General features: G+C 36.7%; 22 protein-coding genes. 19 read left to right on the top strand and 3 right to left on the bottom strand.

Annotated features, from left to right (window positions below; all coding sequences use genetic code 11):
* Positions 1-64: 64 nt before the first annotated feature.
* Positions 65-874 carry a DUF4382 domain-containing protein gene (locus AC51AA_RS12285; protein ID WP_500702525.1) on the top strand — a complete coding sequence of 270 codons (810 nt, stop codon included), beginning with the start codon at positions 65-67 and terminating at the stop codon, positions 872-874.
* Between the two features lie 81 nt (positions 875-955).
* Here the strand turns inward: AC51AA_RS12285 and AC51AA_RS12290 are convergent, their stop codons facing one another.
* Positions 956-1,828: an aldo/keto reductase gene (locus AC51AA_RS12290; protein ID WP_500702526.1), complete on the bottom strand. Its 873-nt coding sequence runs from the start codon at positions 1,826-1,828 to the stop codon at positions 956-958.
* 223 nt (positions 1,829-2,051) lie between these two features.
* Here AC51AA_RS12290 and AC51AA_RS12295 point away from each other — a divergent pair, with 223 nt between their 5' ends.
* The 8 genes from AC51AA_RS12295 to AC51AA_RS12330 all read left to right on the top strand — a co-directional run bounded on the left by AC51AA_RS12295 (position 2,052) and on the right by AC51AA_RS12330 (position 11,372).
* Complete coding sequence (locus tag AC51AA_RS12295) at positions 2,052-3,056, top strand: AAA family ATPase (RefSeq protein ID WP_500702527.1); 1,005 nt, start codon at positions 2,052-2,054, stop codon at positions 3,054-3,056.
* 80 nt (positions 3,057-3,136) lie between these two features.
* Complete coding sequence (locus AC51AA_RS12300) at positions 3,137-4,000, top strand: DUF58 domain-containing protein (RefSeq protein ID WP_500702528.1); 864 nt, start codon at positions 3,137-3,139, stop codon at positions 3,998-4,000.
* 84 nt (positions 4,001-4,084) lie between these two features.
* The gene (locus AC51AA_RS12305) at positions 4,085-5,716 is read left to right on the top strand and encodes a hypothetical protein (RefSeq protein ID WP_500702529.1); all 1,632 of its coding nucleotides are present in this window, start codon (positions 4,085-4,087) and stop codon (positions 5,714-5,716) included.
* Positions 5,716-6,717, top strand: coding sequence for a vWA domain-containing protein (locus AC51AA_RS12310; protein ID WP_500702530.1), 1,002 nt, complete (start codon positions 5,716-5,718; stop codon positions 6,715-6,717). The genes AC51AA_RS12305 and AC51AA_RS12310 overlap by 1 nt, the downstream gene beginning before the upstream one ends.
* A gap of 112 nt (positions 6,718-6,829) precedes the next feature.
* Positions 6,830-7,864, top strand: coding sequence for a VWA domain-containing protein (locus AC51AA_RS12315; protein WP_500702531.1), 1,035 nt, complete (start codon positions 6,830-6,832; stop codon positions 7,862-7,864).
* Between the two features lie 42 nt (positions 7,865-7,906).
* A complete protein-coding gene (locus AC51AA_RS12320; RefSeq protein WP_500702532.1) occupies positions 7,907-8,659 on the top strand; it encodes a tetratricopeptide repeat protein in 753 nt (250 codons plus the stop codon).
* A 97-nt stretch (positions 8,660-8,756) separates the two neighbouring features.
* Positions 8,757-10,505: a BatD family protein gene (locus AC51AA_RS12325; RefSeq protein WP_500702533.1), complete on the top strand. Its 1,749-nt coding sequence runs from the start codon at positions 8,757-8,759 to the stop codon at positions 10,503-10,505.
* A gap of 120 nt (positions 10,506-10,625) precedes the next feature.
* Complete coding sequence (locus tag AC51AA_RS12330; RefSeq protein WP_500702534.1) at positions 10,626-11,372, top strand: tetratricopeptide repeat protein; 747 nt, start codon at positions 10,626-10,628, stop codon at positions 11,370-11,372.
* Between the two features lie 22 nt (positions 11,373-11,394).
* On the opposite strand, the gene AC51AA_RS12335 is transcribed toward AC51AA_RS12330, so the two are convergent.
* Both AC51AA_RS12335 and AC51AA_RS12340 read right to left on the bottom strand, forming a co-directional pair.
* Positions 11,395-11,964 (bottom strand): 5-formyltetrahydrofolate cyclo-ligase, encoded by a 570-nt coding sequence (locus AC51AA_RS12335; RefSeq protein WP_500702535.1) that lies wholly within the window; start codon positions 11,962-11,964, stop codon positions 11,395-11,397.
* Positions 11,951-12,931 (bottom strand): succinylglutamate desuccinylase/aspartoacylase family protein, encoded by a 981-nt coding sequence (locus AC51AA_RS12340; protein ID WP_500702536.1) that lies wholly within the window; start codon positions 12,929-12,931, stop codon positions 11,951-11,953. The genes AC51AA_RS12335 and AC51AA_RS12340 overlap by 14 nt, the downstream gene beginning before the upstream one ends.
* Before the next feature lie 134 nt (positions 12,932-13,065).
* On the opposite strand from AC51AA_RS12340, the gene uvrC reads away from it, so the two are divergent.
* The 10 genes from uvrC to pgi all read left to right on the top strand — a co-directional run bounded on the left by uvrC (position 13,066) and on the right by pgi (position 25,934).
* A complete protein-coding gene (gene uvrC / locus AC51AA_RS12345; protein ID WP_500702537.1) occupies positions 13,066-14,859 on the top strand; it encodes an excinuclease ABC subunit UvrC in 1,794 nt (597 codons plus the stop codon).
* A 9-nt stretch (positions 14,860-14,868) separates the two neighbouring features.
* Positions 14,869-17,223: a patatin-like phospholipase family protein gene (locus AC51AA_RS12350; protein WP_500702538.1), complete on the top strand. Its 2,355-nt coding sequence runs from the start codon at positions 14,869-14,871 to the stop codon at positions 17,221-17,223.
* A gap of 213 nt (positions 17,224-17,436) precedes the next feature.
* A complete protein-coding gene (locus tag AC51AA_RS12355; RefSeq protein WP_500702539.1) occupies positions 17,437-18,594 on the top strand; it encodes a homogentisate 1,2-dioxygenase in 1,158 nt (385 codons plus the stop codon).
* Between the two features lie 152 nt (positions 18,595-18,746).
* Positions 18,747-19,907, top strand: a complete 1,161-nt coding sequence (hppD, locus tag AC51AA_RS12360) for a 4-hydroxyphenylpyruvate dioxygenase (RefSeq protein ID WP_500702540.1) — start codon at positions 18,747-18,749, stop codon at positions 19,905-19,907.
* Positions 19,908-20,198: 291 nt separating this feature from the next.
* Entirely contained in the window at positions 20,199-20,969 is a 771-nt protein-coding gene (locus AC51AA_RS12365) for a DUF3108 domain-containing protein (RefSeq protein ID WP_500702541.1), read from the top strand.
* A complete protein-coding gene (locus AC51AA_RS12370) occupies positions 20,969-21,910 on the top strand; it encodes a tryptophan 2,3-dioxygenase family protein (protein WP_500702542.1) in 942 nt (313 codons plus the stop codon). The genes AC51AA_RS12365 and AC51AA_RS12370 overlap by 1 nt, the downstream gene beginning before the upstream one ends.
* A 20-nt stretch (positions 21,911-21,930) precedes the next feature.
* Positions 21,931-23,151, top strand: a complete 1,221-nt coding sequence (locus AC51AA_RS12375; RefSeq protein ID WP_500702543.1) for a peptidoglycan DD-metalloendopeptidase family protein — start codon at positions 21,931-21,933, stop codon at positions 23,149-23,151.
* Positions 23,152-23,178: 27 nt separating this feature from the next.
* Complete coding sequence (locus tag AC51AA_RS12380) at positions 23,179-23,799, top strand: hypothetical protein (RefSeq protein ID WP_500702544.1); 621 nt, start codon at positions 23,179-23,181, stop codon at positions 23,797-23,799.
* 45 nt (positions 23,800-23,844) lie between these two features.
* Positions 23,845-24,183, top strand: coding sequence for a hypothetical protein (locus AC51AA_RS12385; RefSeq protein ID WP_500702545.1), 339 nt, complete (start codon positions 23,845-23,847; stop codon positions 24,181-24,183).
* Positions 24,184-24,290: 107 nt separating this feature from the next.
* Complete coding sequence (pgi, locus tag AC51AA_RS12390; protein WP_500702546.1) at positions 24,291-25,934, top strand: glucose-6-phosphate isomerase; 1,644 nt, start codon at positions 24,291-24,293, stop codon at positions 25,932-25,934.
* The last annotated feature ends 136 nt before the right edge of the window (positions 25,935-26,070 follow it).

Here is a 26,070-nt window from a genome sequence, read left to right on the forward strand (position 1 = left end):
CAGTATAAACGCACTAAAAGAAATTTATTCTGCGTTATAAATTTATTAATTAAAAAATAAACATATGAAAAAAGTAAAGCTTAATTTAGGAATGCTCCTCCTAACATTATTTTTAGCACTATTTGTTACAAGTTGTAATAACAATGATGATAATGACAGTTCACAAACTTCAAAAGTTAGCGTAAGAATGACCGACGCCCCTGGTGATTACGACGAAGTGAACGTAGAAGTAATAGATGTTAAAATCAAAAGCACTTTAGAAAATGGTGAAGACGGATGGGTGAGCATTGGAAACATCACTCCTGGCATCTATAACTTACTTGATTTAACAGGTGGAGTGAATGTGCTCTTAGCCGACAATGAAGTTCCTTCAGGCTTTTTAGGACAAATACGATTAGTTCTAGGTGAACACAATACGGTGGTTAAAGACGGGGTAACTTATCCTTTAAAAACACCAAGTGCACAACAATCTGGTTTAAAATTAAAAGTGAATCAAACCCTAACAGGAGGTGTAACTTATGATTTTCTACTAGATTTTGATGTAGAACATTCAGTAGTAGTGCAAACAGGTAGTACCGGTAATTATAATTTACATCCGGTAATTAGAGTCTCTACTGCGGCCACTTCTGGTGCTATTAAAGGAACTATATCTCCGTTTACTTTTCAAACCTTGATCTCAGTTCAAGTTGGAGATACTACAGTATCTACTTATACTAATGAACTAGGTGCTTTTCAACTTAGCGGTGTTCCAGCAGGAACTTACATTGTGACGATCACACCAGATGTGACTTCAGGATTTCTTCCTATCACAGTTCCTAATGTATTGGTAGTTAACGGGCAAATTACCAACATGACTGCCGTAGTTTTAAAATAATAACAATTTCCAAACCACAAAAAAACAGCTATACTTCCTTTGAAGTATAGCTGTTTTTATTTTAGCCGTGTTATTTACTTATTAAGGCACATCATCTCCCATGCTTTCTGTCCAAATAGCAAACCAATCTTCCTTATCCATTTCTAATTCTACCGCCTTGATCAGTGATTGAATCCTAGCCACATTTACTGTCCCTGCAATTGGAATTACCTTCGCTGGATGTTTGAGCACCCATGAAAGCAATAGCGTATCGGATCCGAAACCATATTTTTTAACCAAATCGGAAAGTAACTTTTTCAAACGACGTGTCTTTCTAGAATCCTCTCTAAAAATGGTTCCTAATGGATTCCATGACAATGGTCGAATGCCGTGTACTTGCATATAATCAAAACTTCCATCAGTCATGGGTTCAAAATTAGTAGCAGAAAACTGCACTTGATTAAAACTCACTTCTGTTTTCTGACGAATCAACTCGGTTTGAGAACTCGTAAAATTGGAAAGTCCAAAATCGACAATTTTCCCCTCTGCTTTTAATTTTTCTACCGCTTCTGCGATTTCATCAGCCTGCATCAAGGGACTCGGTCTGTGCAACAAAAACACATCGACAAAATCCGTTTTTAGTTTTTTAAGCGATTCTTCTACAGACCAGATAATATACTCTTTGGAATAATCGTAATGTTTGACTTTATTTTGACGACCTTCAGCAATCATCTGAATCCCGCATTTGGTAATTAATTGTAATTTTTCACGTGCAATTTTACTGGAATGGAACGCTTTTCCAAAATCAGCTTCGGTGGTATAAGATCCGTAAATGTCAGCGTGATCAAAAGTGGTGATTTTATTTTCGATACAAATTTGTATCATGTTTTCCATTTCTTTAGGTGTTAGACTTTTATCCCAAACACCCCAATTCATAGTACCCGAAATTATAGGCGATAATACTGTTTTACTCATGGTTTAATTGCGTTATTTATGGTCCCAAATTTGCTTTTCTGAAGCATAATCATCAAAGTTCTTAAAAATATAAAAATAGATTCACAATTAGTCCTTAAAATTAGGCCATTGATCGAAGTTTTAACCATTCTTTAACATCTTACTTCTCAAAAAATATTCAATTTGCACTCTCAAAAGTAAGGCATAAAAATCAAGGTTTTAAAAAGGTTTTAAAAATATTTATATGGAAGAAAATACAACGACTTTAGACATTAGAGCGATAAATGAAAAAATTGAAAGAGAAAGTGCTTTTATAGACCTTCTTACAATGGAAATGAACAAAGTTATTGTGGGCCAGAAACATATGGTCGAACGTTTATTAATCGGACTACTAGGTCAAGGTCATATTTTGCTTGAAGGAGTTCCTGGATTAGCAAAAACTTTAGCGATCAATACGCTCTCGCAAGCAGTCCATGGTTCATTTAGCCGTATTCAATTTACACCTGACTTATTGCCTGCCGATGTAGTCGGTACGATGATTTACAACATCAAAGCAAACGAGTTTTCCATCAAAAAAGGACCAATCTTCGCTAATTTCGTACTTGCCGATGAAATTAACCGTGCTCCAGCAAAGGTGCAATCAGCACTTTTGGAGGCCATGCAGGAAAAACAAGTAACCATTGGTGACACTACTTTTAAATTAGACCGACCGTTTTTAGTATTGGCTACTCAAAACCCTGTTGAGCAAGAAGGAACCTACCAACTTCCAGAAGCGCAAGTCGATCGTTTTATGCTTAAAACCGTAATTGATTACCCAAAAATGGACGAAGAGCGCTTTGTCATTCGTCAGAACTTGAAAGGTAGTTACGAAAAAGTAAACCCAGTTGTTTCTGTGGACCAAATTTTACGTGCACAAGAAGCTGTTCGTGAAGTCTATATGGACGAAAAAATCGAAAAATACATCTTAGATATTATTTTTGCTACTCGTTACCCAGAGAAGTACAAACTTGCCGACTTAAAACCGCTTATTAGTTTTGGAGCATCACCACGTGGAAGTATCAATTTAGCTATTGCAGCAAAATGTTACGCTTTCATCAAACGTCGTGGCTATGTAATCCCAGAAGATGTTCGCGCTGTTGTACATGATGTATTACGTCACAGGGTAGGAATCACCTATGAGGCTGAAGCTGAAAACATCACCTCTGTAGACATCATCAACAAAATCATAAACGAGATTGAAGTACCTTAAAAATTTGTTTAACGTTTCCTCTTTCAGGCTGTTATACCACATTCCTGAAGCTTGAAACTTTTAAACTTTAAACAAATAAAATGGATACAAAAGAGCTTTTAAAAAAAGTACGGAAAATAGAAATCAAAACCAAAAGATTGAGCAATCATATCTTTTCGGGAGAATACCATTCTTCATTTAAAGGACGCGGAATGACCTTTAGCGAAGTGCGCCAATACCAATATGGTGATGATATTCGTAACATCGATTGGAATGTTACCGCACGCTATAATGAAGCCCACGTAAAAGTTTTTGAAGAAGAACGAGAATTGACTATGATGCTCATGGTCGATATTTCTGGTTCTGAGAGTTTTGGCTCAAAAAGTCAGTTTAAAAAAGACATCGTCACCGAAATTGCGGCAACGATGGCTTTTTCGGCTACACAAAATAACGATAAAATTGGCTTAATACTCTTTTCGGATATCATCGAATTGTATATCCCACCCAAAAAAGGACGTTCTCATGTTTTGAGAATCATCCGTGAACTCATCGAATTTGAGCCTAAAAGCAAAAAAACCGATATCGCCCAAGCCTTAAAGTTTTTGTCAGGAACACAAAAAAAGAAAGCCATCATTTTCGTGATTTCCGATTTCATGTCTGAAGATTACGAGCACACCTTAAAAATTGCTGCTAAAAAACACGACATTACTGGGGTTCGCGTCTACGATATACGTGAAGAAAAAATCCCTAATTTAGGAATGGTCAACATGTTAGATGCGGAAACTGGAAAAATTCAGCTGGTGGATACTGGTTCCAAGATGGTGCGAACGAACTATGAAAAACAATATCATACTCGAGTAAATTACTTTAAAGAAACCTTTAGTAAATCTGGAGCAGGTATTGTAAACACTAGAGTTGATGAAAACTATGTCACTAAATTATTAGGCTATTTCAAATCAAGATAAAAAATAAAAACCGCTTAAATATGCTTGATCAGCGTTCCTTTTTTAAGCATTCATTTTAGACTAAAATCTGAAATCAAAAATCAAATGAAATTAAAACTGTACATACTTTTATTTTTGCTTTCAACAGCTGTTTTTGCTCAACAAAAACAAGTGGAAACCAGCGTTGATACTACTAAAAATAAAATTGGAGCCGAATTTAAGCTAACGCTCAAAACCATTGTTAGCTCAAAATCGAAAGTCGTTTTTCCACAACTTAAAAAAATTGGAGCCTTAGAGGTGATTCAATCGTATCCGATTGATACCGTTAAAAAAAATGACAGCTACGAGCTTATCAAAAAATATGGGCTTACACAATTTGACTCCGGAAGGTATACCATCCCTAGTATTCAGATTTTAATTGACAAAAAGCCGTATTCAACCGATTCTATTGCCGTAGAAGTCGCTGGGGTAAAAGTCGACACTTTACAACAAAAAATGTACGACATCAAAGATATTTCCTCTGCAGATGATGGACTTGGAAACTGGTGGAAATACCTTTTAGCACTACTTCTTATTCTAGGAATTGGTGCTTTTGTATATTGGTTTATTAAAAAACGTCAACAGAAAAAAATAGCCGAAGAAGTCTACAAAACACCGATCGAAAAGGCAACCAGTTTATTAAACAATCTGGAGAAAAAAGAACTTTGGCAAAAAGGCGAAGTAAAGGAATACTATAGTGAATTAACGGATATTGCTCGTAATTATATTGAGGAAGCCATTCAAATTCCTGCTATGGAAAGCACTACCTCTGAATTGATTCAGGGAATTAGAACAGCTTCCACTAAAAAGAAAATGACCCTAACTCCTGAAACCGTAGAGAATTTAGAGCGCGTTTTACGTCAGGCCGATTTGGTGAAATTTGCAAAATCTAAACCTTTAGAATACGAAATTACCGAAGATCGTAATAAGATTCAGAAGGTAATTCTAACCCTTGACAATGCCATTCCAACTGAAGTGACTGACGAGGAAGATCAACTACTCAATGAGGCTCAAAAACAAAAGCAGATCAAGCTTCAATTGCTAAAAAAACGCAACAAACGTATTGCTATAGCCATTGGAACAGTAGCCTCTTTACTAGTTATAACTACTGGTTTCTTTATCGCAACTAAGGGTTTCACTTATGTTAAAGACAATATTATTGGGCATCCGTCTAAAGAATTATTGGAAAGCGAATGGGTAAAAAGCGAATACGGTAACCCTGGTGTTTTGATTGAAACCCCTAAGGTCTTAAAGCGAATGGATACCGAAAAAGTACTTCCAAAAGAAACTATGGCCTTACTTAAGGAAATGCAATTCTTTGCTTATGGTAGTATGATCGATCATTTTTATGTAACCGTATCCACCAGTAAATTTAAAAACCCAGTGGAGCTCGATTTAGGTAAAACCTTAGAAGGAACTATAAAAATAATAGAGTCTCAAGGAGGTCAAAACATCATCGTAAAACAAGAAGATTTCCAAACCAATCAAGGCGTTCAAGGATTAAAAGGTTATGGTACCATGACGGTTCTAAATCCTCTTGATAAAACCAGCACAAAATCCTATTATGAAATATTGCTTTTCAAACAAGATCAAGGCTTACAACAAATCATGATTATACACGAAGAAGGAGACAGTTATGCCAATGACATTACTGCCCGTATTTTAAATTCTGTTGAACTTAGAAAAGCGACGAACTAATGGGGAAATTAACTTTTTTAAATCCAGAATTTTTTTGGTTGCTGCTCTTAATTCCAATTGCAATCGCTTGGTTTTTCTGGAAACGCAACCAACAGTCGGCTACTTTAAAAATGAGTTCGATTCAGGGCTTTAAAAACAGCCAATCACTGCTAACCAAACTAAAACCTTTTTTATATGTTTTTAGAATTCTAGCCTTAGTTTCGCTAATCGTGGCTTTGGCCCGACCAAGAACGGTAGACATTAGCAATCAAACTAAAACGACAAAAGGAATTGATATAGTCATGGCTATCGACGTTTCTGGTAGTATGCTCGCCAAAGATTTAAAGCCCAATCGTATGGAAGCTTTGAAAAGAGTGGCAGCAGATTTCGTAGGGGAAAGACCCAACGACCGAGTGGGATTGGTTTTATATGCTTCTGAAGCCTATACAAAAACACCGGTTACTAGTGACAAAGCCATTATTCTTGAAGCTATAAAAGGCATAAAATACGATACCACGCTACAAGATGGAACAGGAATCGGAATGGGCTTAGCCACAGCGGTCAATCGTCTTAAAGACAGTAAAGCCAAAAGCCGAGTAATCATTTTGATGACAGATGGTGTTAACAATGCCGGTTTTATTGAGCCAGAAACGGCAGCAGATATCGCCAAACAATATGGCATAAAAGTATATACCATTGGAATTGGAACCAACGGAATGGCACCATCTCCTTATGCTTATGCGCCAAATGGAGGCTTTTTATTTAAAATGCAAAAAGTAGAAATCGACGAGCCACTCATGAAAAGCATTGCTCGAAAAACAGATGGAACTTATTTTAGAGCCACTAGTAATGACAAATTAGTCGAAATATACAATTCGATTAACAAATTAGAAACAACTGAGATCCAAGAGCTAAAATTCTATGATTACGATGAGAAATACAGAGCTTTTGTTTTACTGGCTGCCTTTTTGTTGTTATTCGAATTTGGCTTAAGAAATACCGTGTACAGAAGCTTTATTTAATTTTTACAAAATCGAACAAAGCCCAACAAGCACGCAACAGATTGGCATTTGAAAAATTAAAATTTTAAACGACCACCAAGTTTGGAATTTTAGATTTGAATTTAAAAAACATATGGAATTAGACGAAAAAAAATATTTATATCTCTTGCTACTACTCCCAATTGTGGTGTGTATTTTCCTGTTCAATATGTATTGGAAACGAAAAAAACAACGCGAATTTGGTGATTTAGAAATGGTAAAAAGATTGAGCCCCGAGCGATCTGTTTTCAAACCAGTACTAAAATTATCCGTACTACTTTTGGCGCTTTTTTGCCTCATTATAGGCTTAGTAAATCCCAAAATCGGTACCAAAATGGAAACCGTAAAACGCGAAGGTATTGACATCGTTTTTGCCGTTGATGTATCTAAAAGTATGCTGGCTGAAGATGTGGCACCAAGTCGTTTGGACAAAAGCAAACAGTTGGTCTCACAAATCATCAATCAATTAGGAAGTGACAGAATTGGTATTGTGGCCTACGCCGGCAGTGCTTTTCCTGTTTTACCTATAACCTCTGATTATAGTGTTGCCAAAATGTTCTTGCAAAGCATGACCCCAGATATGGTTTCATCACAGGGAACTTCCCTAGACGAAGCCATTAAAATGTCCGCCACTTATTTTGACCAAAAAAGCAAAACAAGTAAGTTGTTGATTTTAATATCTGATGGAGAAGATCATTCTGAAGGCGCTTCCGTTGCCGCTGAAGAGGCCAATAAAATAGGAATGAAAATCATCACCATTGGCGTTGGAACCGAAAAAGGAAGCACTATTCCTTTAAAAAGAAATGGTGTCGTAGTAAGCCACCAACGAGACAACAGCAATCAAATTGTGATTACCAAACTGAATCAAGAAGGCTTAAAAGCAATTGCCAAAGCAACAAAAGGGGGCTATGTTTATGGCGGAAACACCAAAGAAGTTTTAGAATATGTAAAAAATGCTTTGAACAATATTCAAAAGACAGAATTTGAAGCCACGCAAATGGCCGATTTTGAATCACAATTTCAATGGTTCCTTGGCTTTGCCTTTCTATTACTATTTGCAGATATTTTTCTCTTAGAAAGAAAAACAAATTGGATCAAAGAGTTGAATTTATTTAACGAAAAGAAATAATTATTCCCAATACGATTCGGAATAAAAAACAAAAAAATTAGAATGAAAAATGTGCTTCTTTATATTTTCCTCAGCCTTTCTTTAGCCGTTTCAGCTCAAGAGAAAGACAAGACATTGCCTAATGCCAATGAAGAATATAAGCAGAATAAATTTGTTGACGCTGAAGCGAACTATAGAATTTCAGCATCAAAATTTCCAAAACGTGCTACGGCAACTTATAATCTGGGAAATACAATATACAAACAAAATCAAATCTCAGAAGCTAAATTCGCCTATGGCAAAGCCATAAAAAACACAAAGACTAGGCCCGAAAAACATAAAGCCTACCACAACTTAGGAAATGTTTTCATGAAAGAGAAAGATTACACACAGGCGGTTGAAGCGTATAAAGAAGCCTTGCGCAATGATCCCACTGACGACGAAACACGTTACAACTATGCTTTAGCCAAACAAAAGCTAAAAGAAAATCCTCCTAAAAACGATAAAAACAAGGATAAGGATAAGGACAAGGATAAAAAGAACGACAAAAAAGACGATCAGAAAAAAGACGGCGATAAAGACAAGAAAGACGACAAAGGCGATAAAGATAAAGACAAAAATGACGGTAAAAACGATCCAAAGAAAGACGACAAGTCGGACAATAAAGGAGAGCCAAAACCACAACCAGGAGGCATATCCAAAGAACGCGTTCAGAATTTACTCGATGCCGTAAACAATGAAGAAAAGAAAATTCAGGATAAAGTTAATGCCCAAAAAGTAAAAGGCAATCCTAGAAAAACAGAAAAAGACTGGTAACAATAGAAACCATCATTTTATCGTTTATTTGTTTATTTGAGTACTCACTAAACAAAGTCCGATTAAAATCAAACCTTACAAACGATTACACCATTAAATGAAAAGATATTTAATTCTATTACTATTCACTTTTCAAGGGCTTATGGCTCAAGTTCAATTTGAAGCCAGAGTAAGCAAGAATACGCTTGGAATAAACGAACGACTTCGTATTGACTTTATCATGAATGTTGATGGGGATAACTTTGATCAGCCCTCATTTGATGGATTCAGAATTGTAGCGGGGCCAAGTCAACAAGTCAGCCAGTCCTGGGTGAATGGAAGAAGTTCTTTTCAAAAAGCCTACTCCTACTTCTTACTACCGTCTCAAAAAGGAAATCTGGTGATCAAACCAGCCTCTATTGAGTATAACGGGCAAATTTATAAAACAGCGCCTGTAAAGATCGTTGTTACCAATGCCGTTGCGCAAGAAAGAGATCCTAATGACAGACCTCAAGGCGGAGGAACCGAAACCTTAAATCTTGTTGCAGAGATTTCAAAAACAACTCCCTATGTTAATGAACCCATTACAGTAGTATACAAACTATACTTTAACAATATTGGGGTTACTGGATTTAAAGAATTGGCCAAACCCAAATACAATGATTTCTGGAACCAGAACATAGACATCAAACAATTATCAATTGAAGAAGGTACCTACCAAGGACAAAGATGTTATTTTGTGGTCTTAAAAAAGACGATTCTATACCCTCAAAAATCAGGAAGATTAACCATTGAACCCCTTTCATTAGATATAGGCGTACAATTGCCAACCAACCGCAGAGATATGTTTGGTCAGATGATCATAACAGACGACAATAAAGTTGTTTCCGCTGGAGCCAAAACCATTACGGTGCGACCACTGCCAGAAACGGGTAAACCAGAAGGGTTTAGTGGTGCTGTGGGGAAATTTAACTTTATAGTGACCCCTTCTAAAACGACTTTAAAAAATGGAGAAAGCCTCGATTTAATTGTAAGCGCTACGGGTACCGGAAATATGAAGTTATTTACACTTCCTAAACCTGTTGTGCCTAATGCTTTAGAAATGTACGATCCAGTCCACGATGAGAGCGTAACGACTACCTTAAAAGGAATGTCAGGAAGAATATCCGATAAATACACTATCATTCCACAGTACAAAGGAAAATACGCCATAAAACCAATGGAATTTTCGTTTTTCGATTTGAATACGGGCTCGTATAAAACCATCACTTCACCAGAGATCATGGTAGACGTTTTAGATGGCCCAGTACAAGCCGAAGCCAATACTGCTGCGAATGCTCATAAGAATGTGCTCTCAAAAACAGAACAATTCAAATACATCAAACCAAAAACCAATTTAGTTCCACTAGCTAAAAACGATTTTTATGGTTCTGATTTGTATTACACCTTATTGTTCCTACCTTTTGTCATCTTACCTATTATTGTTCTGGCTAAGAAGAAAAAAGAAGCCCTTGACGGAGACGTAACTGGAAACCGAATCAGAATGAACAATAAACTGGCTAAGAAATATTTATCGCAAGCCAAGAAACACCTCAACAACAAAGAGCCTTTCTATATTGCGTTAGAAAAAGCAATGCATAATTTCTTGAAAGCTAAATTACATATTGAAACTTCAGAAATGAGCAAAGACAATATTAGTACGCTATTGTTATCTAGAAATGCCGATCCAGAAACTGTTCAAAGTTTTATCAATTTGACCGAAAACTGTGAATATGCCCGTTATGCGCCGGCTTCAAGCGCTTCTATTCAACAAGATTTCGACAAGGCTGTTTTAATTATTTCAGCTCTAGAGAAACAGATTGTTTAATCCCTTTTAGCAGAGTACACCAACGAAAAAACAGATTCGTTTGTACTGATTTTAAGGGCATCAAGTTTAAAAAACAAAAGCCGAGCAGTTGTCAAAACCAAACGGTTTAAATAAAATAAAATGAAAAATATAGTCTATCTCTTTCTCTTAATCACTCAGGTTTTCTTTGCTCAAAGCAGCTTTGAGCAAGGCAATGCCTTGTATCAAAAGGGAGAATATCAAGAGGCCGCCCAAGCCTATGAAAGTCTTATAAAAGAAGACCAGTTACATTCAGCTGAACTGTATTTTAATTTGGGGAATTGTTATTACAAACTAAACAAAGTAGCTCCTTCTATCTACAATTATGAAAAAGCTTTGGTTTTAAAACCTCAGGATCCTGAGACCCTAAACAATTTAAAATTCGCTAAAAAGCTTACCATTGATGAGATAAAAGAAGTTCCTAAGGTTGGCTTTGCAAGACTACTCCAAAAATTCACTGGGGGATTTGACTACAATACTTGGGCAAAAATCGCTGTAGGATTTGCATTTGTCTTTTTATTGAGTTTTATAGGCTATTATTTCTCACAACGTACCCTTTCCAAAAGACTCTATTTCATCGGAATGTTTGTCCTGATCATTGGCTTACTTTCCAGTATTTTTGCTGGTATGGCCGAAAAAAGTCATTACAATAATGACCGCCCTGCTATTGTTTTCTCTGAAATAAGTGAAGTGCGTAGTGAACCACAAAAAGCGGGCACTGCGATCATCTTATTACATGAAGGCGCTAAAGTTTACGTAAAAGAAACTTTAAAAAACTGGAAACGAATCGAATTAACAGACGGAACAGAAGGTTGGATCGATGGGGCTACCATTAAAGAAGTAAAATAATACGTCGTAGCTCATTAAAAGTCTAAAATTGGTATACCTGGGTAGTTGTTATGCAATAATCCAGTTTTACATCCGCTTCAAAGACATCTTCAATTAGGCTTTCCGCTTCAAAAAATGAAAGTCCAATTTTAATGGTGTCTGGTTTGCACCCAGCTAAAAATCTATCGTAAAAACCTTTTCCATAACCTACTCTATTCCCTAAAACGTCAAAAGCCAAAAGGGGCACAAAAACCACGTCAAGCGCTGTTGAGGGCACTGGCAATCCATTTACAGGTTCAGGTATGTTGTAGGCATTTTTTTTGATTTTGGTATTATCGGTCAATAGAAAATGAGTCATTTCACCGCTCTCAAAATCACTTTTGGATACCACAATTTCTTTGTCCTTGCCGGAAAGCACATGTAAAACATATTCGGTATTGACTTCTTTTTGCTCTTCAATAGGAAGAAAAACATGGTAATAGGTTTTATCCCAAATGGGTAAGGAGATCAAGTTATTGGCTATAGCCAAACTCTTTTCTTCAATTTCATCAGAGGTCAGCTTTTTTCTAAGATTTTTATACTGCGTCCTTAATTCTTTTTTACTGTGCAACATTTTCTGGTAAAGTTTTAGAGATGTGATAGATGGCATCGCCTTCGTATACTATAGGCGAATGATTGGCATTAATAACAAATCCATCGTGAGGGGCTTTTACTTTTTGCTCAAATTTACCAAAAGGATCCGTAATAATGGCCAAAATAGTGCCTTTGGTGACAAATCTCCCTATCCTATTGTAATCGTGTAACAAACCCGAGCATTTGGCTCGCAACCACACGGAATGTTTAATATAAATGGACGGCTGTTCCGCCTCTTCCACTACTTGTTTAGCGTCTAGCATATTTAAATACTTTAACAACCGCTTCACTCCCATTACCCCTTCATTGGCAATGGCATTGTTGATATCTAAAGATTTTCCCCCTTCAAAAAGCAGCATTTTTACATTGGCTTTTTCGGAAGTATTTCTAAAAGAACCACTAATATTCTTCGAATACAAGGTAAAGGGTGCATTAAAAACATCTGCCAAAATTTTTAACTCGGCATTATTCTCCGTAATTCTAATTTGGGGCGCATTAAAACGACTTGCTCCACCGGCATGAAAATCGACCGCATAATCTAGGATTGGTAAAATTTCTGCCACGATGTGATAGGCAAAACGACTGGCTAGAGAACCTTTCTTACTCCCTGGGAAAACACGATTCAAATCACGTCCATCGGGAAATTCACGGGATCTATTTACAAATCCATACATATTGATAATCGGAATACAAATAATGGTCCCCCTACTAGGGCGGTTAATCTTTTTGCTGATGAGTTGTCGTACCACCTCCACACCATTTATTTCATCACCGTGAATTCCCGCCGAGAATAGTACCACAGGACCTTCATGTTTGGAACGACGCACCACCACTGGAATATTCAGCCTCGTAGTGGTGTGTAATCTCGCAATTTCGACGTTTATCGTTTTATTTTCACCAGGCAAAATTGACTCGCCAAAAATAACCAAGGGTTTACCGTTTTTCATATAGAATTATAAAATCTAAATATAGAAATTATTCTTTTGATTTTGTAAATTTGAAACGAATTCAATGTTAAGCTTGATACCGAAATCAAACTGGCTTCAAAAGAGTTTTCCGAAATCTTCAGAAACAAAACAGCATGCAAACACCAACTTTAGAACTCCAAATTCAAACTTTACCAGACAATCCTGGTGTTTATCAATATTACGATAAGGAGGGAAAAATATTGTATGTGGGCAAAGCCAAAAACCTCAAAAAAAGAGTATCCTCTTATTTTAATAAAATTCACGACACGGCAAAAACCAATGTCCTGGTCAAAAAAATTGTCACCATAAAACACATCGTAGTTCCTACTGAAACCGACGCGCTTTTATTAGAAAACAATTTAATCAAAACCCTGCAGCCTCGTTACAACGTTTTACTCCGTGATGACAAAAGCTATCCATGGATCTGTATCAAAAAAGAACCTTTTTCGAGAATTTTCTCCACCCGTAGAATGGTGAAAGATGGCTCAGAATATTTTGGTCCCTACACCAGTTTTAAAACGGTGCATACTATTTTGGATCTCATTAAAGAATTATATCCCTTACGAACATGCACTTATGATTTAAGCCAATCCAACATCGATTCAGGAAAATTCAAAGTTTGTTTAGAATACCATATTGGTAACTGCAAAGGACCCTGTGAAGGCTTGGAATCTTTAGAAGATTACCAAAGACAAGTTGATGCCATTCGCGAAATTTTGAAAGGGAATTTCAAAGAAAGCATGAAGGATTTCAAACGTCTGATGACGCAATACGCAAAGGATTTACGTTTTGAAGAAGCCCAAAAAATCAAAGAGAAACTAGACGTATTGGAAAACTACCAATCGAGGTCTACCATTGTCAATCCCAAAATTACCAATATTGATGTATTTTCCATTGTCTCAGATGAAAGTGCAGCTTATGTCAACTTTTTGCAAATTTCCCATGGATCCATCATTCGTTCACATACTTTAGAGATAAAGAAAAAATTAGATGAACCCGACGAAGAATTATTGGAACTTGCCATCATCGAACTACGCGAACGCTTTCAATTATTGTCCAAGGAAATCATCGTACCCTTTGAAATCAATTTGGGGGAAAACATTAAAACAACCGTTCCCCAGCTAGGAGATAAAAAACAGATTTTAGACCTATCGATTCGCAATGCCAAATTTTATCGAATAGAACAACTCAAACAATTGCAAATTGTAGACCCAGATCGACATACCAATCGCATCATGGCACAAATGCAAAAAGATTTACGCTTACCGGTAGAACCTAGACATATTGAGTGCTTTGACAACTCCAACATTCAAGGAACAAATCCCGTAGCGGCTTGTGTGGTGTTTAAAGATGGAAAAGCCAGCAAAAAAGACTATCGCCATTTTAACGTAAAAACAGTCGAAGGCCCCGATGACTTTGCCTCGATGACCGAAATTGTTTACCGCCGTTATAAAAGACTATTAGAGGAGAACCAACCTCTGCCCCAACTCATTATTATCGATGGAGGAAAAGGACAATTATCAGCAGCTTTAAAAAGTATTGATGAACTAGGCTTACGCGGAAAAATTGCCATCATTGGAATTGCCAAACGCCTCGAAGAATTATTTTATCCTGGTGATTCTGTGCCCTTGTATTTGGATAAAAAATCAGAAACCCTAAAAGTCATTCAGCAATTAAGAAACGAAGCACACCGCTTCGGTATCACTTTTCATCGTGACAAACGCAGCAAAGCAGCACTTAATTCCTCCGTAGAAAGCATCCCCGGTATTGGAGAAAAGACCATGTTGACCTTGATACAACATTTTAAAAGTGTTAAAAGATTGAAACTAGCCACAGAAAAACAAATATCTGAGGTCATTGGAGTATCAAAAGCCAAAAAAATTGTCGACTTTTACAAAACCAACTAGTGAATTCTTATGCGTCCAAACCAGCTCCTACCAAATACTCGGTCCAGACTTTTTTTTTCTATCCTAAAGGGAAGAACAGCTAAAGCTGCTCTTTGCCTAGAGAAAAAAACAAGGCTTTATGGCTCGCAATATTCAACTTTTAATTGGAACCTCTCTTGGTTTCTATTGACACTATTGGTCTTTCAGACTCCACAAACCTTTTCCCAGGAAAGAAAACAAGACAACGTTAAAAGACCAAAAATAGGCTTGGTCCTAAGTGGTGGTGGCGCCAAAGGATTTGCTCATATTGGTGTTCTAAAAGTTTTAGAAGAAGCAGGAATCAAAATTGATTATATTGGAGGAACTAGTATGGGCTCCATAATTGGAGGACTTTACGCATCGGGTTATAATGCCGCCCAAATTGACTCCATTTTTAAAAAGACGAATTTCGATGAACTTATAAACGATTATATACCGCGTTCCTCTAAAAACTTTTACGGCAAAAAAAATGATGAATTGTATGCCATCGTTTTACCCTTTAGTAATTTTAAAGTCGGTATACCAGAAGCGCTTTCCAAAGGAATGTACAACTACAACCTATTGAGTAGCCTTACCCGAAATGTGCGACATGTTCGTGATTTCAACAAATTACCCACTCCTTTCCTCTGTATTGGTACCAATATCGAAACTGGAGAAGAGGTTTTACTCAACAAAGGTAATTTGGTTCAAGCTATGATGGCAAGTGCCGCATTCCCTTCCCTTTTTACTCCTGTAGAAATTGACGGAAATTTATTAGTAGATGGAGGAGTTGTCAACAATTACCCCCTGAACGAGGTCCGTAAACTTGGAGCAGATATCATTATTGGCGTTGATGTACAAGACGATTTACTCAATCGTAAAAACCTAAAAAATGCCACAAAGATATTGGTTCAAATTACCAACTTGCAATCCATTGAAAAAATGAAAAACAAGATAAAGGATACTGATATTTATATCAAACCAGACATCCGAGACTATGGCGTTATTTCATTTGACAAGGGAGAAGAAATTATCCGAAAAGGGGAAGAGGCTGCTTTTGCCGTCTATGAAAAAATAAAATCCTTGACTGACGAAACCAACTACTATAAAAAACCAAAACTAAAAATAAGCACGGACACGCTACAGATCAAAAAAATAAACAGTGACAAATTAGACAACTTTACCAAAGAATACATCAATGGAAAACTGCGTTTTAAGCCTGGAAGTACCATAACCTATCGAGATCTTAAAACGGGTATCAACAATTTGAACGCTACTCAAAACTTTAGCACCATATCCTATTGTCTCGAAGCAGACGACAAACAAGACGACCTGGAATTAGTCCTAAAAGAAAATCCAACGCAAACCTATTTAAAACTTGGTTTGCATTACGACGGACTTTATAAAAGTGGGATCTTATTAAACCTAACACACAAAAAAACATTTTTAAAGAATGATGTTACCTCAGTGGATGTTATCCTAGGCGATAATTTCCGATATGACTTAAACTATTATGTCGAAAATGGTTTCAATATCAGTTTCGGTTTCCGCTCTCGCTTGAATCAATTCAACCGAAATATCACTGCCAACTTCAGTGAAATAGTGCCTGTAAACACCAATGCCAACCTAATTAACGTGGATTTTCTTGACTTGACCAACCAAGCGTATTTCCAAACCATCTTTGTCCAAAAGTTTTTAATGGGAGGTGGCCTTGAATACAAATACTTAAAAGTAGACTCGCCTACACTTACCGACAGCAGCAACATTATAGACAAAAGCAGCTATCTCAGTGTTTTTGGCTACTTGAAATACGATTCCTTTGACAATAAAAGCTACCCTCATTCGGGCTTATATTTCTCTACAGATATACAAACCTTCTTAGCTTCTTCAGATTACACCAAACTTTTCAAGCCCTTTTCATTAGCAAAAGCAGAAATTGCCTTTGCCAAAACAATATTCAATAAAACAACCGTTAAAATTGAAGCGGGAGCTGGTCTTAATTTTGGTAACGACAGCGTTCCGTTTTTCGATTATATATTAGGAGGTTATGGCTATAATAAGATTAACAACTTCAACTATTTTTATGGATACGACTTCCTAAGTATCGCTGGAAATAGCTTCATTAAGACAGGAATTACTTTCGATTACGAAATGTTCAAAAAAAATCATGTCAATTTTTCGGCCAATTACGCCAACTTAGGAGACGACATTTTTAAGACAGTCGATGCGTTCTCCATGCCTAAATATTCTGGTTATGCCATAGGTTATGGATTAGAAACCATCATTGGCCCTATCGAAATCAAACATTCATGGTCACCAGAAATGTCAAAAAGTTTTACATGGTTTAGTATAGGATTTTTGTTTTAATTTGTAATTTAAATCAATAAAAATTACGACATTTGTTATAATGAAAACAAAATGGACAGGTTTATTAGAATATCTTCAATTCCTCATCAAGAGAAATCCTGAGTAAAACTACCGAATTGAGACAATTAATCAATCAAAAATTGAGCTGATTATCTGTTCATACAATTCACATTTTCGAATTATCTAATTTACAAATTATCTAATTGAAAAGCCATGCCATTATATCATAAACTTGGAAATTTTCCACAAAAGAGACACACCCAATTTGAAAAACCCAATGGTGGTCTATACTACGAACAATTGTTTGGCACCGAAGGTTTTCACGGACATTCGTCATTGTCCTATCATGTGCACAGACCCACTCAGGTTAAAGAAATCCTTAAATCATATTCGGTTGAACCCAAAATCGCCATTGGTAAAAACATTAAATCATTACTTTTTAAAGGTTTTGAACTAAAACCTGAGAACGATTTTTTAGACAGTCGTAAAGCCATGTTGGTCAACAACGACTGCATCATCGGATTGGCAGCCCCAAAAGAATCGCTGAGAAACTATTTCTACAAAAATGCAGATGCCGACGAACTGCTTTTCATCCACAAAGGAAAAGGAAAACTACGCACTATGTTGGGAAATATTCCCTTTGAGTACGGTGATTACCTTATTATTCCAAGAGGTATTATTTATCAAATCGATTTCGAAACCACTGAAAACAGGTTGTTTTACGTCGAATCTCATGCCCCTTTTTACACCCCTAAACGGTATAAAAACCAGTCGGGTCAACATTTAGAACATGCTCCTTTTTGCGAACGTGATTTTATTCTACCCAATGAACTAGAAACACACGATGAGAAAGGCGATTTCTTAATCAAAATAAAAAAAGAAGGCATGATCCATGAAGTAGTCTATGCCACACATCCTTTTGACGTTGTGGGCTGGGACGGCTACAATTTTCCCTACGGCTTCTCCATTCATAATTTCGAACCCATCACTGGGCGTGTACACCAACCACCACCAGTACATCAAACTTTTGAGACCAGTACCTTTGTAGTCTGTTCTTTCTGTCCAAGACTTTACGATTACCACCCGAAAGCCATTCCAGCACCTTATAATCACAGTAATATCGATTCTGACGAAGTGCTGTATTATGTTGATGGTGATTTTATGAGCCGCAACAATATAGAGCAAGGTCATATTACTTTACATCCAAAAGGAATTCCACACGGACCCGCTCCTGGAGCCATGGAACGCAGTATTGGACATAAGGAAACTCAGGAACTAGCTGTAATGGTCGATACTTTTCGCCCCTTAATGGTAACCGAAGAAGCGATGGGGCTTGACGATGGCAAGTACTACAAATCTTGGGTAGACTAATTCAACCCTAAAAAACGATTCCGTACCACTGCTACGACAAGCAGTATTTCCTTACTATAACTTTTAATCTTTTTTTTTCAAAAAAGAACAAAAAACACATCAACATTTTGGTTAATCCTTCCGCGATTTTCCCAATTAAACCAATAAACATCATGTCAAAAGAAGTAAAATCAGTAGAATACGGCTTAGAAAAAATCTTTGAAGGAGCACAAGACTTCCTTCCTTTATTAGGAACAGATTATGTAGAATTCTACGTAGGAAACGCAAAACAATCTGCACATTATTACAAAACCGCTTTTGGCTATCAGTCATTGGCTTATGCAGGACTAGAAACAGGGGTCAAAGACAAAGCCTCTTATGTATTAAAACAAGATAAAATTAGAATTGTTTTAACCACACCACTAACACAAGACTCTCCTATTCACCAGCACCTTAAAAAACATGGAGATGGTGTAAAAGTAGCTGCTCTATGGGTTGAAGATGCTCGCAGCGCATACGAAGAAACCATGAAACGTGGTGCTCGCTCCTTTATGGAGCCTACCGTTGAAAAAGACGAATTTGGAGAAGTCATTCGTTCTGGAATTTATACCTACGGAGAAACCGTGCATATTTTTGTCGAGAGAAAAAACTACAAGGGTGTTTTCTTACCTGGTTACAGAGAATGGAAATCCGACTATAACCCTGAACCAACTGGATTAAAATACATTGACCATATGGTTGGAAATGTAGGCTGGAACGAAATGAATACCTGGGTAAAATTCTACGAAGAGGTAATGGGATTTGTAAATTTCTTATCCTTTGATGACAAACAAATCAACACAGAGTACTCCGCTTTGATGAGTAAGGTAATGTCTAACGGAAATGGAAGAATTAAATTCCCCATTAACGAGCCAGCAGAAGGAAAGAAAAAATCTCAAATTGAGGAATACTTGGATTTCTACGGCGGCCCCGGCATCCAACATATCGCCATCGCTACTGATGATATCATCAAAACAGTTTCCGAATTAAAAGCAAGAGGTGTGGAATTTTTATCGGCTCCACCACATACCTACTACCAAGCCATTCCTGAAAGATTAGGCGTTCATATGGAGATGATGAAAGAAGATTTAACCCAAATAGAAAAACTAGCCATTATGGTCGATGCCGATGAAGATGGTTACCTATTACAGATATTTACAAAACCCGTTCAAGACCGACCAACGCTTTTTTTCGAAATTATTCAACGAATGGGAGCCAAAGGATTCGGCGCAGGGAACTTTAAAGCCCTTTTTGAATCCATCGAGAGAGAGCAAGAATTGAGAGGTACATTATAAAAAAGCATTATTTTTACATTATGCAGAAAAATTCTCGGTAAAACGATGGTTTTTATGCAAATGATATGTTAAACTTGACTTTTGCTATTTATTTTTTAAACTTTCTGCATATCTTTGCACTCGCAAAAAGGAAGGGGTGGTTTCCTTCCGAATTGATATAAATTTCATAATTTATAGTTTTTTGGTTAGTTAATAGCATAAAAACTCAGTCATTCCTTGACTGAGTTTTTTTGTTTTAATACATTTGGAATAAAATTTGCGTTTATAGTTATTAAACAGTCAAATCCTCTTATGAAAAAACTAATCCTCACCATACTCATCCTTACTACCCTTGGTTTTGATTCTCAAAAGGAAGATGCTTTTGACACTGGCGAATTCTTTAAATTTCGAATTCATTATGGAATCGTCAATGCGGGCTATGCTACACTCGAAGTAAAAGAAGCCACGATCAGCAACAAAAAAGTATTTCATGCTGTAGGCAAAGGATATACCACAGGCATGTCTAAGTTTTTTTTCAAAGTAGAAGATTTATACGAAAGTTATTTCGATAAAGACAGTGGAAATCCCTACCGTTACATTCGAAAAATCAACGAAGGCGGATATACTAAAAATCAAGAAGGTTTCTTCAATCAAACCGACAATAAGATTTTGGTTAAAGATTACAAACGCAAAACAGAAAAAACCATCATGCTTACCGACAATGTTCAAGACATTGTTTCCTCCTTTTATTACCTAAGAAATCATCCCAATATTGATAAGCTTCAACCAGGAGAATCCATAGCAATTGATATGTTTTTCGATGACGAAATCACAAAATTTAAGTTAAAATACATAGGCCGTCAAGATATTACGACTAAATTTGGAACCGTTTCTACTATGGTTTTTAAACCCTTAGTACAAGCAGGAAGGGTTTTCAAAGAAAAAGAAAGCTTAACGCTTTGGATAACAGCCGACAACAACAAAGTACCCGTTAGAATAAAAGCAGACCTTGCCGTAGGATCCCTTAAGGCAGATCTTGATGAATTCAAAGGATTAAAAAATCCATTTAAAGTAAAAAAATAATGAACATTACCGATCATTCTGAATCAATTTTAAAAGAAATTGACAATAAATACAAGGCATTAAACCAAAAAACAGATGTTCAGCTTGAGGGATTACTTTGGTCAAAACCAATCACCTATTGGGACTATATCCAAACCGACGCCTTATTAAACCTTCAAATACAACGCACCACTCTTCCCGACGAAATGGTCTTTATCATGTACCACCAGGTAAACGAACTGATCTTTAAAATGATTTTATGGGAAATCGACCAAATCGCCGACACACCTAATATTCAAGTAGCCTTCTTTAGTGAAAGATTATCAAGAATCACACGTTATTTTGACATGCTAACCAATTCCTTTAGCATTATGGAAAACGGAATGGAAGTGGATCAATATATGAAATTCAGAAATACCCTTACTCCAGCAAGCGGTTTTCAGAGCGCGCAATACCGACTCATTGAGTTTGCCTCTACCGATGTGATTAACTTAACGGATCGCCGATACAGAGCAAACTTTGACGAGCATACTGATTTAGAAACCAGTTTTGAACACCTCTATTGGCAAGCAGCAGGAAAAGACTACCAAACGGGTCAAAAATCCTACCTATTGCAAGAATTTGAAAACAAATACAAAGAGCAGTTTTTACGCCAAATGTCCAGTTTTAAAACTAAAAATATCTGGCAAAAATTCACCCAATTACCAGCAGAAGACCAACAAAACGCTGAATTAATTCAGGCAATGCGTCATTATGATCATACGGTAAACATCACCTGGGTGATGCAGCATTTAAACACGGCAATCAAATATATTTTAGAGAGCGGAAAAGGAAATGGCGAAGCCACTGGCGGAAGCGATTGGCAAAAATATATGCACCCTAAATACCAACGACGCATCTTTTTCCCTAAATTGTGGAGCGAAGATGAATTATCCAACTGGGGAACTGAACCCACTATTTAATTTCCTAAAAATTTAAAAGTTTGAAAAAAGCATTCATAATTATACTAGTATTATTTTCTCTATTTTCATGTCAAAAAACCGCTGAAAAAACAGAAACTAAAATTAATAAACCAAAAGCTAAAAAAATTGAGTTTGGGTTTAATTATGCTGACTTTAATGTTCTACAGGATACGATAGAAAAAGGAGATTCTTTTGGATCCATTATTCAAGGTCAAAACATTGGAGACAAAAAAATACATGATATTGTTACTCAGGTAAAAGATTCATTTGATGTAAGAAGTATTCGTTACCACAAACCGTACACCCTTTTACGATCTAAAAACAAAACCAATACTTTACAGGCTTTCATTTACCAACCTGATGCCCTCACCTATTATGTGATTGACTTCAGAGACAGTATAGCCAAGGTCTCCAAAAAGATAAAACCCGTTACCCTCAAACGCAAAATTATCGGTGGCGTTTTAAAAAGTTCCCTTTCTGAAACCCTAGGTAACGAAAGTGTAGAAGCGGCTCTTGCCAACAGAATCACTAAAGTCTTTTCATGGTCCATTGACTTCTTTAAACTCAAAAAAGGAGATCGATATGGATTAATTTTCACCGAACGCTTTATTAACGGTAAAACCTATGACGGAGTTGAAGATCTTGAAGCGGCATTTTTTGAATACAAAGGCAAAATCATTTATGCTTTTCCTTTTGAAAGAGATACCTCTTCTGGAAAAGTAGAATACTACGATAGTGAGGGAAAAACACTGAAAAATTTCTTCCTTAAAACACCTATTAAGTTCAGCCGTATCACTTCTCGATTTACAGCAAACAGGTTCCATCCTGTTCAGCATACCTGGAAAGCACACAAAGGAACCGATTATGCGGCACCAAGTGGAACCCCTATATCGACCACCGCTGCTGGAACTGTAGAAGCTACAGGATACACCGCAGGAAACGGAAACTTTGTAAAAGTAAAACACAATGGAACCTATTCCACGCAATACTTACACATGTCCCGAATTTTGGTACGTCGTGGACAACGTGTTACCCAAGGCCAAACGATAGGATTAGTAGGAAGTACAGGTCTTGCCACTGGCCCACACGTTTGTTACCGATTCTGGAAGAATGGTGTTCAAGTGGACGCGCTAAGACTCAATTTACCAACAGGAGAATCCTTAACTGGAAGTGACAGAACGCGTTTCTTCAAACAAATTGAACCACTCAAGCGAGAATTAGACAGCATTGGAAATCTGTAGTTCTCTTATTTTCAAAATAGTAACAACATGAAAAACACACGCATTAAAGATATTCTTGATGAAACTTTTTCAGACTTAAAACTATATTATAGAGACACTACTCTTGCAGATGATCTACTTTCAAACTATAAAGTTGGACAAATCATCAAGCAGAAAGACTTCACAGATATGTCCTATATCGGCGGAGGACTTTCAGGAAATTGCCGATATTTAATCGCCAGTTCTGACGCTCGAGATTTATCTAAATTCAACCCAGATTCAGTGAAAAACGGTCATTCTCTTTTAGATGACAATTCCTTTTTCAAAGTATTGGACATTCAGCGCATCCAAAACAAAACACAGGTCTTTCTTTTAAATATACCTGGGAATTCACTAGTACTTTTTAAAAACTCTACTTCCAATCTTGAAGAGGAAATCACTGAAAAAGCGCGGCAAAAATTTATTACTAAAATGGATTCGGCACCAATTCCAGCATTAGAAACTGAAGATTGGAAAGAAAGAACAAAACAGCCATTGGGAATGAGCCACAATGGCCAGCTATTTTTTGACGACACCACCATCACTGTCGAAGAACCTAAAAGAATAGAAATCAATAAAGCCAAGAAAAAGATTGAGATCAACAAAAAGCCTTGGTGGAAAATCTGGTAATTCGCGTTTTTCTTAAAAACCAAATTACATCAAATCCCTCATTGAATGAAACTAGTTTTTTTATTACTCCCCTTAACCTTGACAATCGGATGTTCCAATCCAAGGACTTTCGTATTAGAAGACACCCCACAAAACAGCTATACAGTATCCCGCTCCATAGATAATGCTCTTGAAAAAGATCAAATTGACAGCTCTCCTTTGATTGTAATAAACGGCACTCCCCTTGTGTACAACAAAAAACAAGACACCATTGTACTGCCCTTCAAAAAATCCGACCTCATTAGTTTAGAGTTTGTAAACAAGAACAGTAGTCGTATCATCTACAATGATAAAGAAAATGATGGTGCCATCATCATCACTACAAAAACTCAAATTCAGGAGTAGTAAATCGTTTTCGTAACTATTTGTTATATAATTGCCAAGCTTAAAGCTATTAAAACTAATTTCAGTATTTTTGCGTTTTATAACCAAATTTTCAATTACAATCAAAAATGGCTTTAAACACAACAAACCCAACTGGGACTGAAGCGTGGAAAAATCTGCAAAATCACTATAACGCAATTCACGAAACTACCATACAAGAATTATTTCAACAAGACCAGGCTCGTGTTGAAAAATTCAACTTACAATGGAACGACTTTTTAGTCGACTATTCTAAAAACAACATCACTGAAGAAACTACCTCACTTCTATTAGACTTAGCCAACTCAATTGGTCTAAAAGAAGCCATTGCAGATTACTACAATGGAGCGATCATCAATCAAACAGAAAACAGAGCTGTTTTACACACTGCCCTACGTGCTCCAGAATCAGCTGTAATCAAAGTGGATGGTGAAAATGTAATTCCTGAAGTTCACGAGGTAAAAAACAAAATCAAAAACTTTAGCCAAGAAGTAATCTCAGGAGAAAGAAAAGGTTTCACTGGTAAAGCTTTTACAGATGTAGTCAATATTGGTATTGGAGGCTCTGATCTTGGTCCAGCCATGGCCGTTGAAGCTTTGCAATTTTACAAAAACCATTTAAACATACACTTTGTTTCCAATGTTGATGGCGATCACGTGAATGAAGTGATCAAAAAACTAAACCCTGAAACAACACTTTTTTTAATTGTTTCTAAAACTTTTACTACTCAGGAAACCTTATCCAACTCAGAAACGATCAAAGAATGGTTTCTGAAATCGGCTACACAGGAAGATATTGCTAAACACTTCGTTGCTGTTTCGACCAATATCCAAAAAGTAACTGAATTTGGAATTAATCCTGCTAACGTTTTTCCAATGTGGGATTGGGTTGGAGGAAGATTCTCATTATGGAGCGCTGTTGGATTAAGCATCAGTTTAGCCATCGGTTTTGATCATTATAACGAAATGTTGATCGGAGCCAATGAAATGGATGAACATTTCAAATCAGCTGAATTTGACCAAAATATTCCCGTAACCTTAGCCTTATTAAGCATCTGGTACAATAATTTCTTCGGTGCTGAAAGTGAAGCTTTGATTCCTTACACTCAATATTTACAAAAACTAGCGCCTTATTTGCAACAAGCCACTATGGAAAGCAACGGGAAAAGTGTAGGTCGCGACGGAAAACCAGTTAACTATCAAACCGGAACGATCATTTGGGGTGAACCTGGAACCAATTCGCAACATGCCTTTTTCCAATTAATCCACCAAGGGACAAAATTAATTCCTACCGACTTCATTGGCTTCGTTAAACCTTTATACGGAAACACCGATCACCACGATAAATTGATGTCTAACTTTTTCGCACAGACAGAAGCTTTGATGAACGGAAAAACGGCAGCACAGGTTCAAGGGGAATTTGACAAACAAGGACTTTCTACCGAAAAAGCAAGCGCCTTATTACCGTTTAAAGTTTTCACAGGAAACAAACCGACCAACACTATTTTGATTCAAAAATTAACGCCAAAATCTTTAGGTTCGTTAATTGCTTTATATGAGCACAAAATTTTCGTTCAAGGGGTCATTTGGAACATTTTCAGTTTCGATCAATGGGGAGTAGAATTAGGAAAACAATTAGCCAATTCTATCCTTGAGGAAATCAATACCAAGACAGTCAAAAATCACGATAGTTCAACTTCTTTCTTATTGAACCATTTTTTAAAACACAAATAAAAGCCAAAAATTAACTTTTGCAACTTACTGAAACGCCTTAATTTTTATTAAATTAAGGCGTTTTTTCGCATAAAAGCACTACAATCCTCAATTGTCTCGGCATTTTTTGAACGTTAAAGACTACATCTCGTATCGA

It is taken from the genome of Flavobacterium sp. OHVDL-2026-0007, from assembly GCF_059882335.1.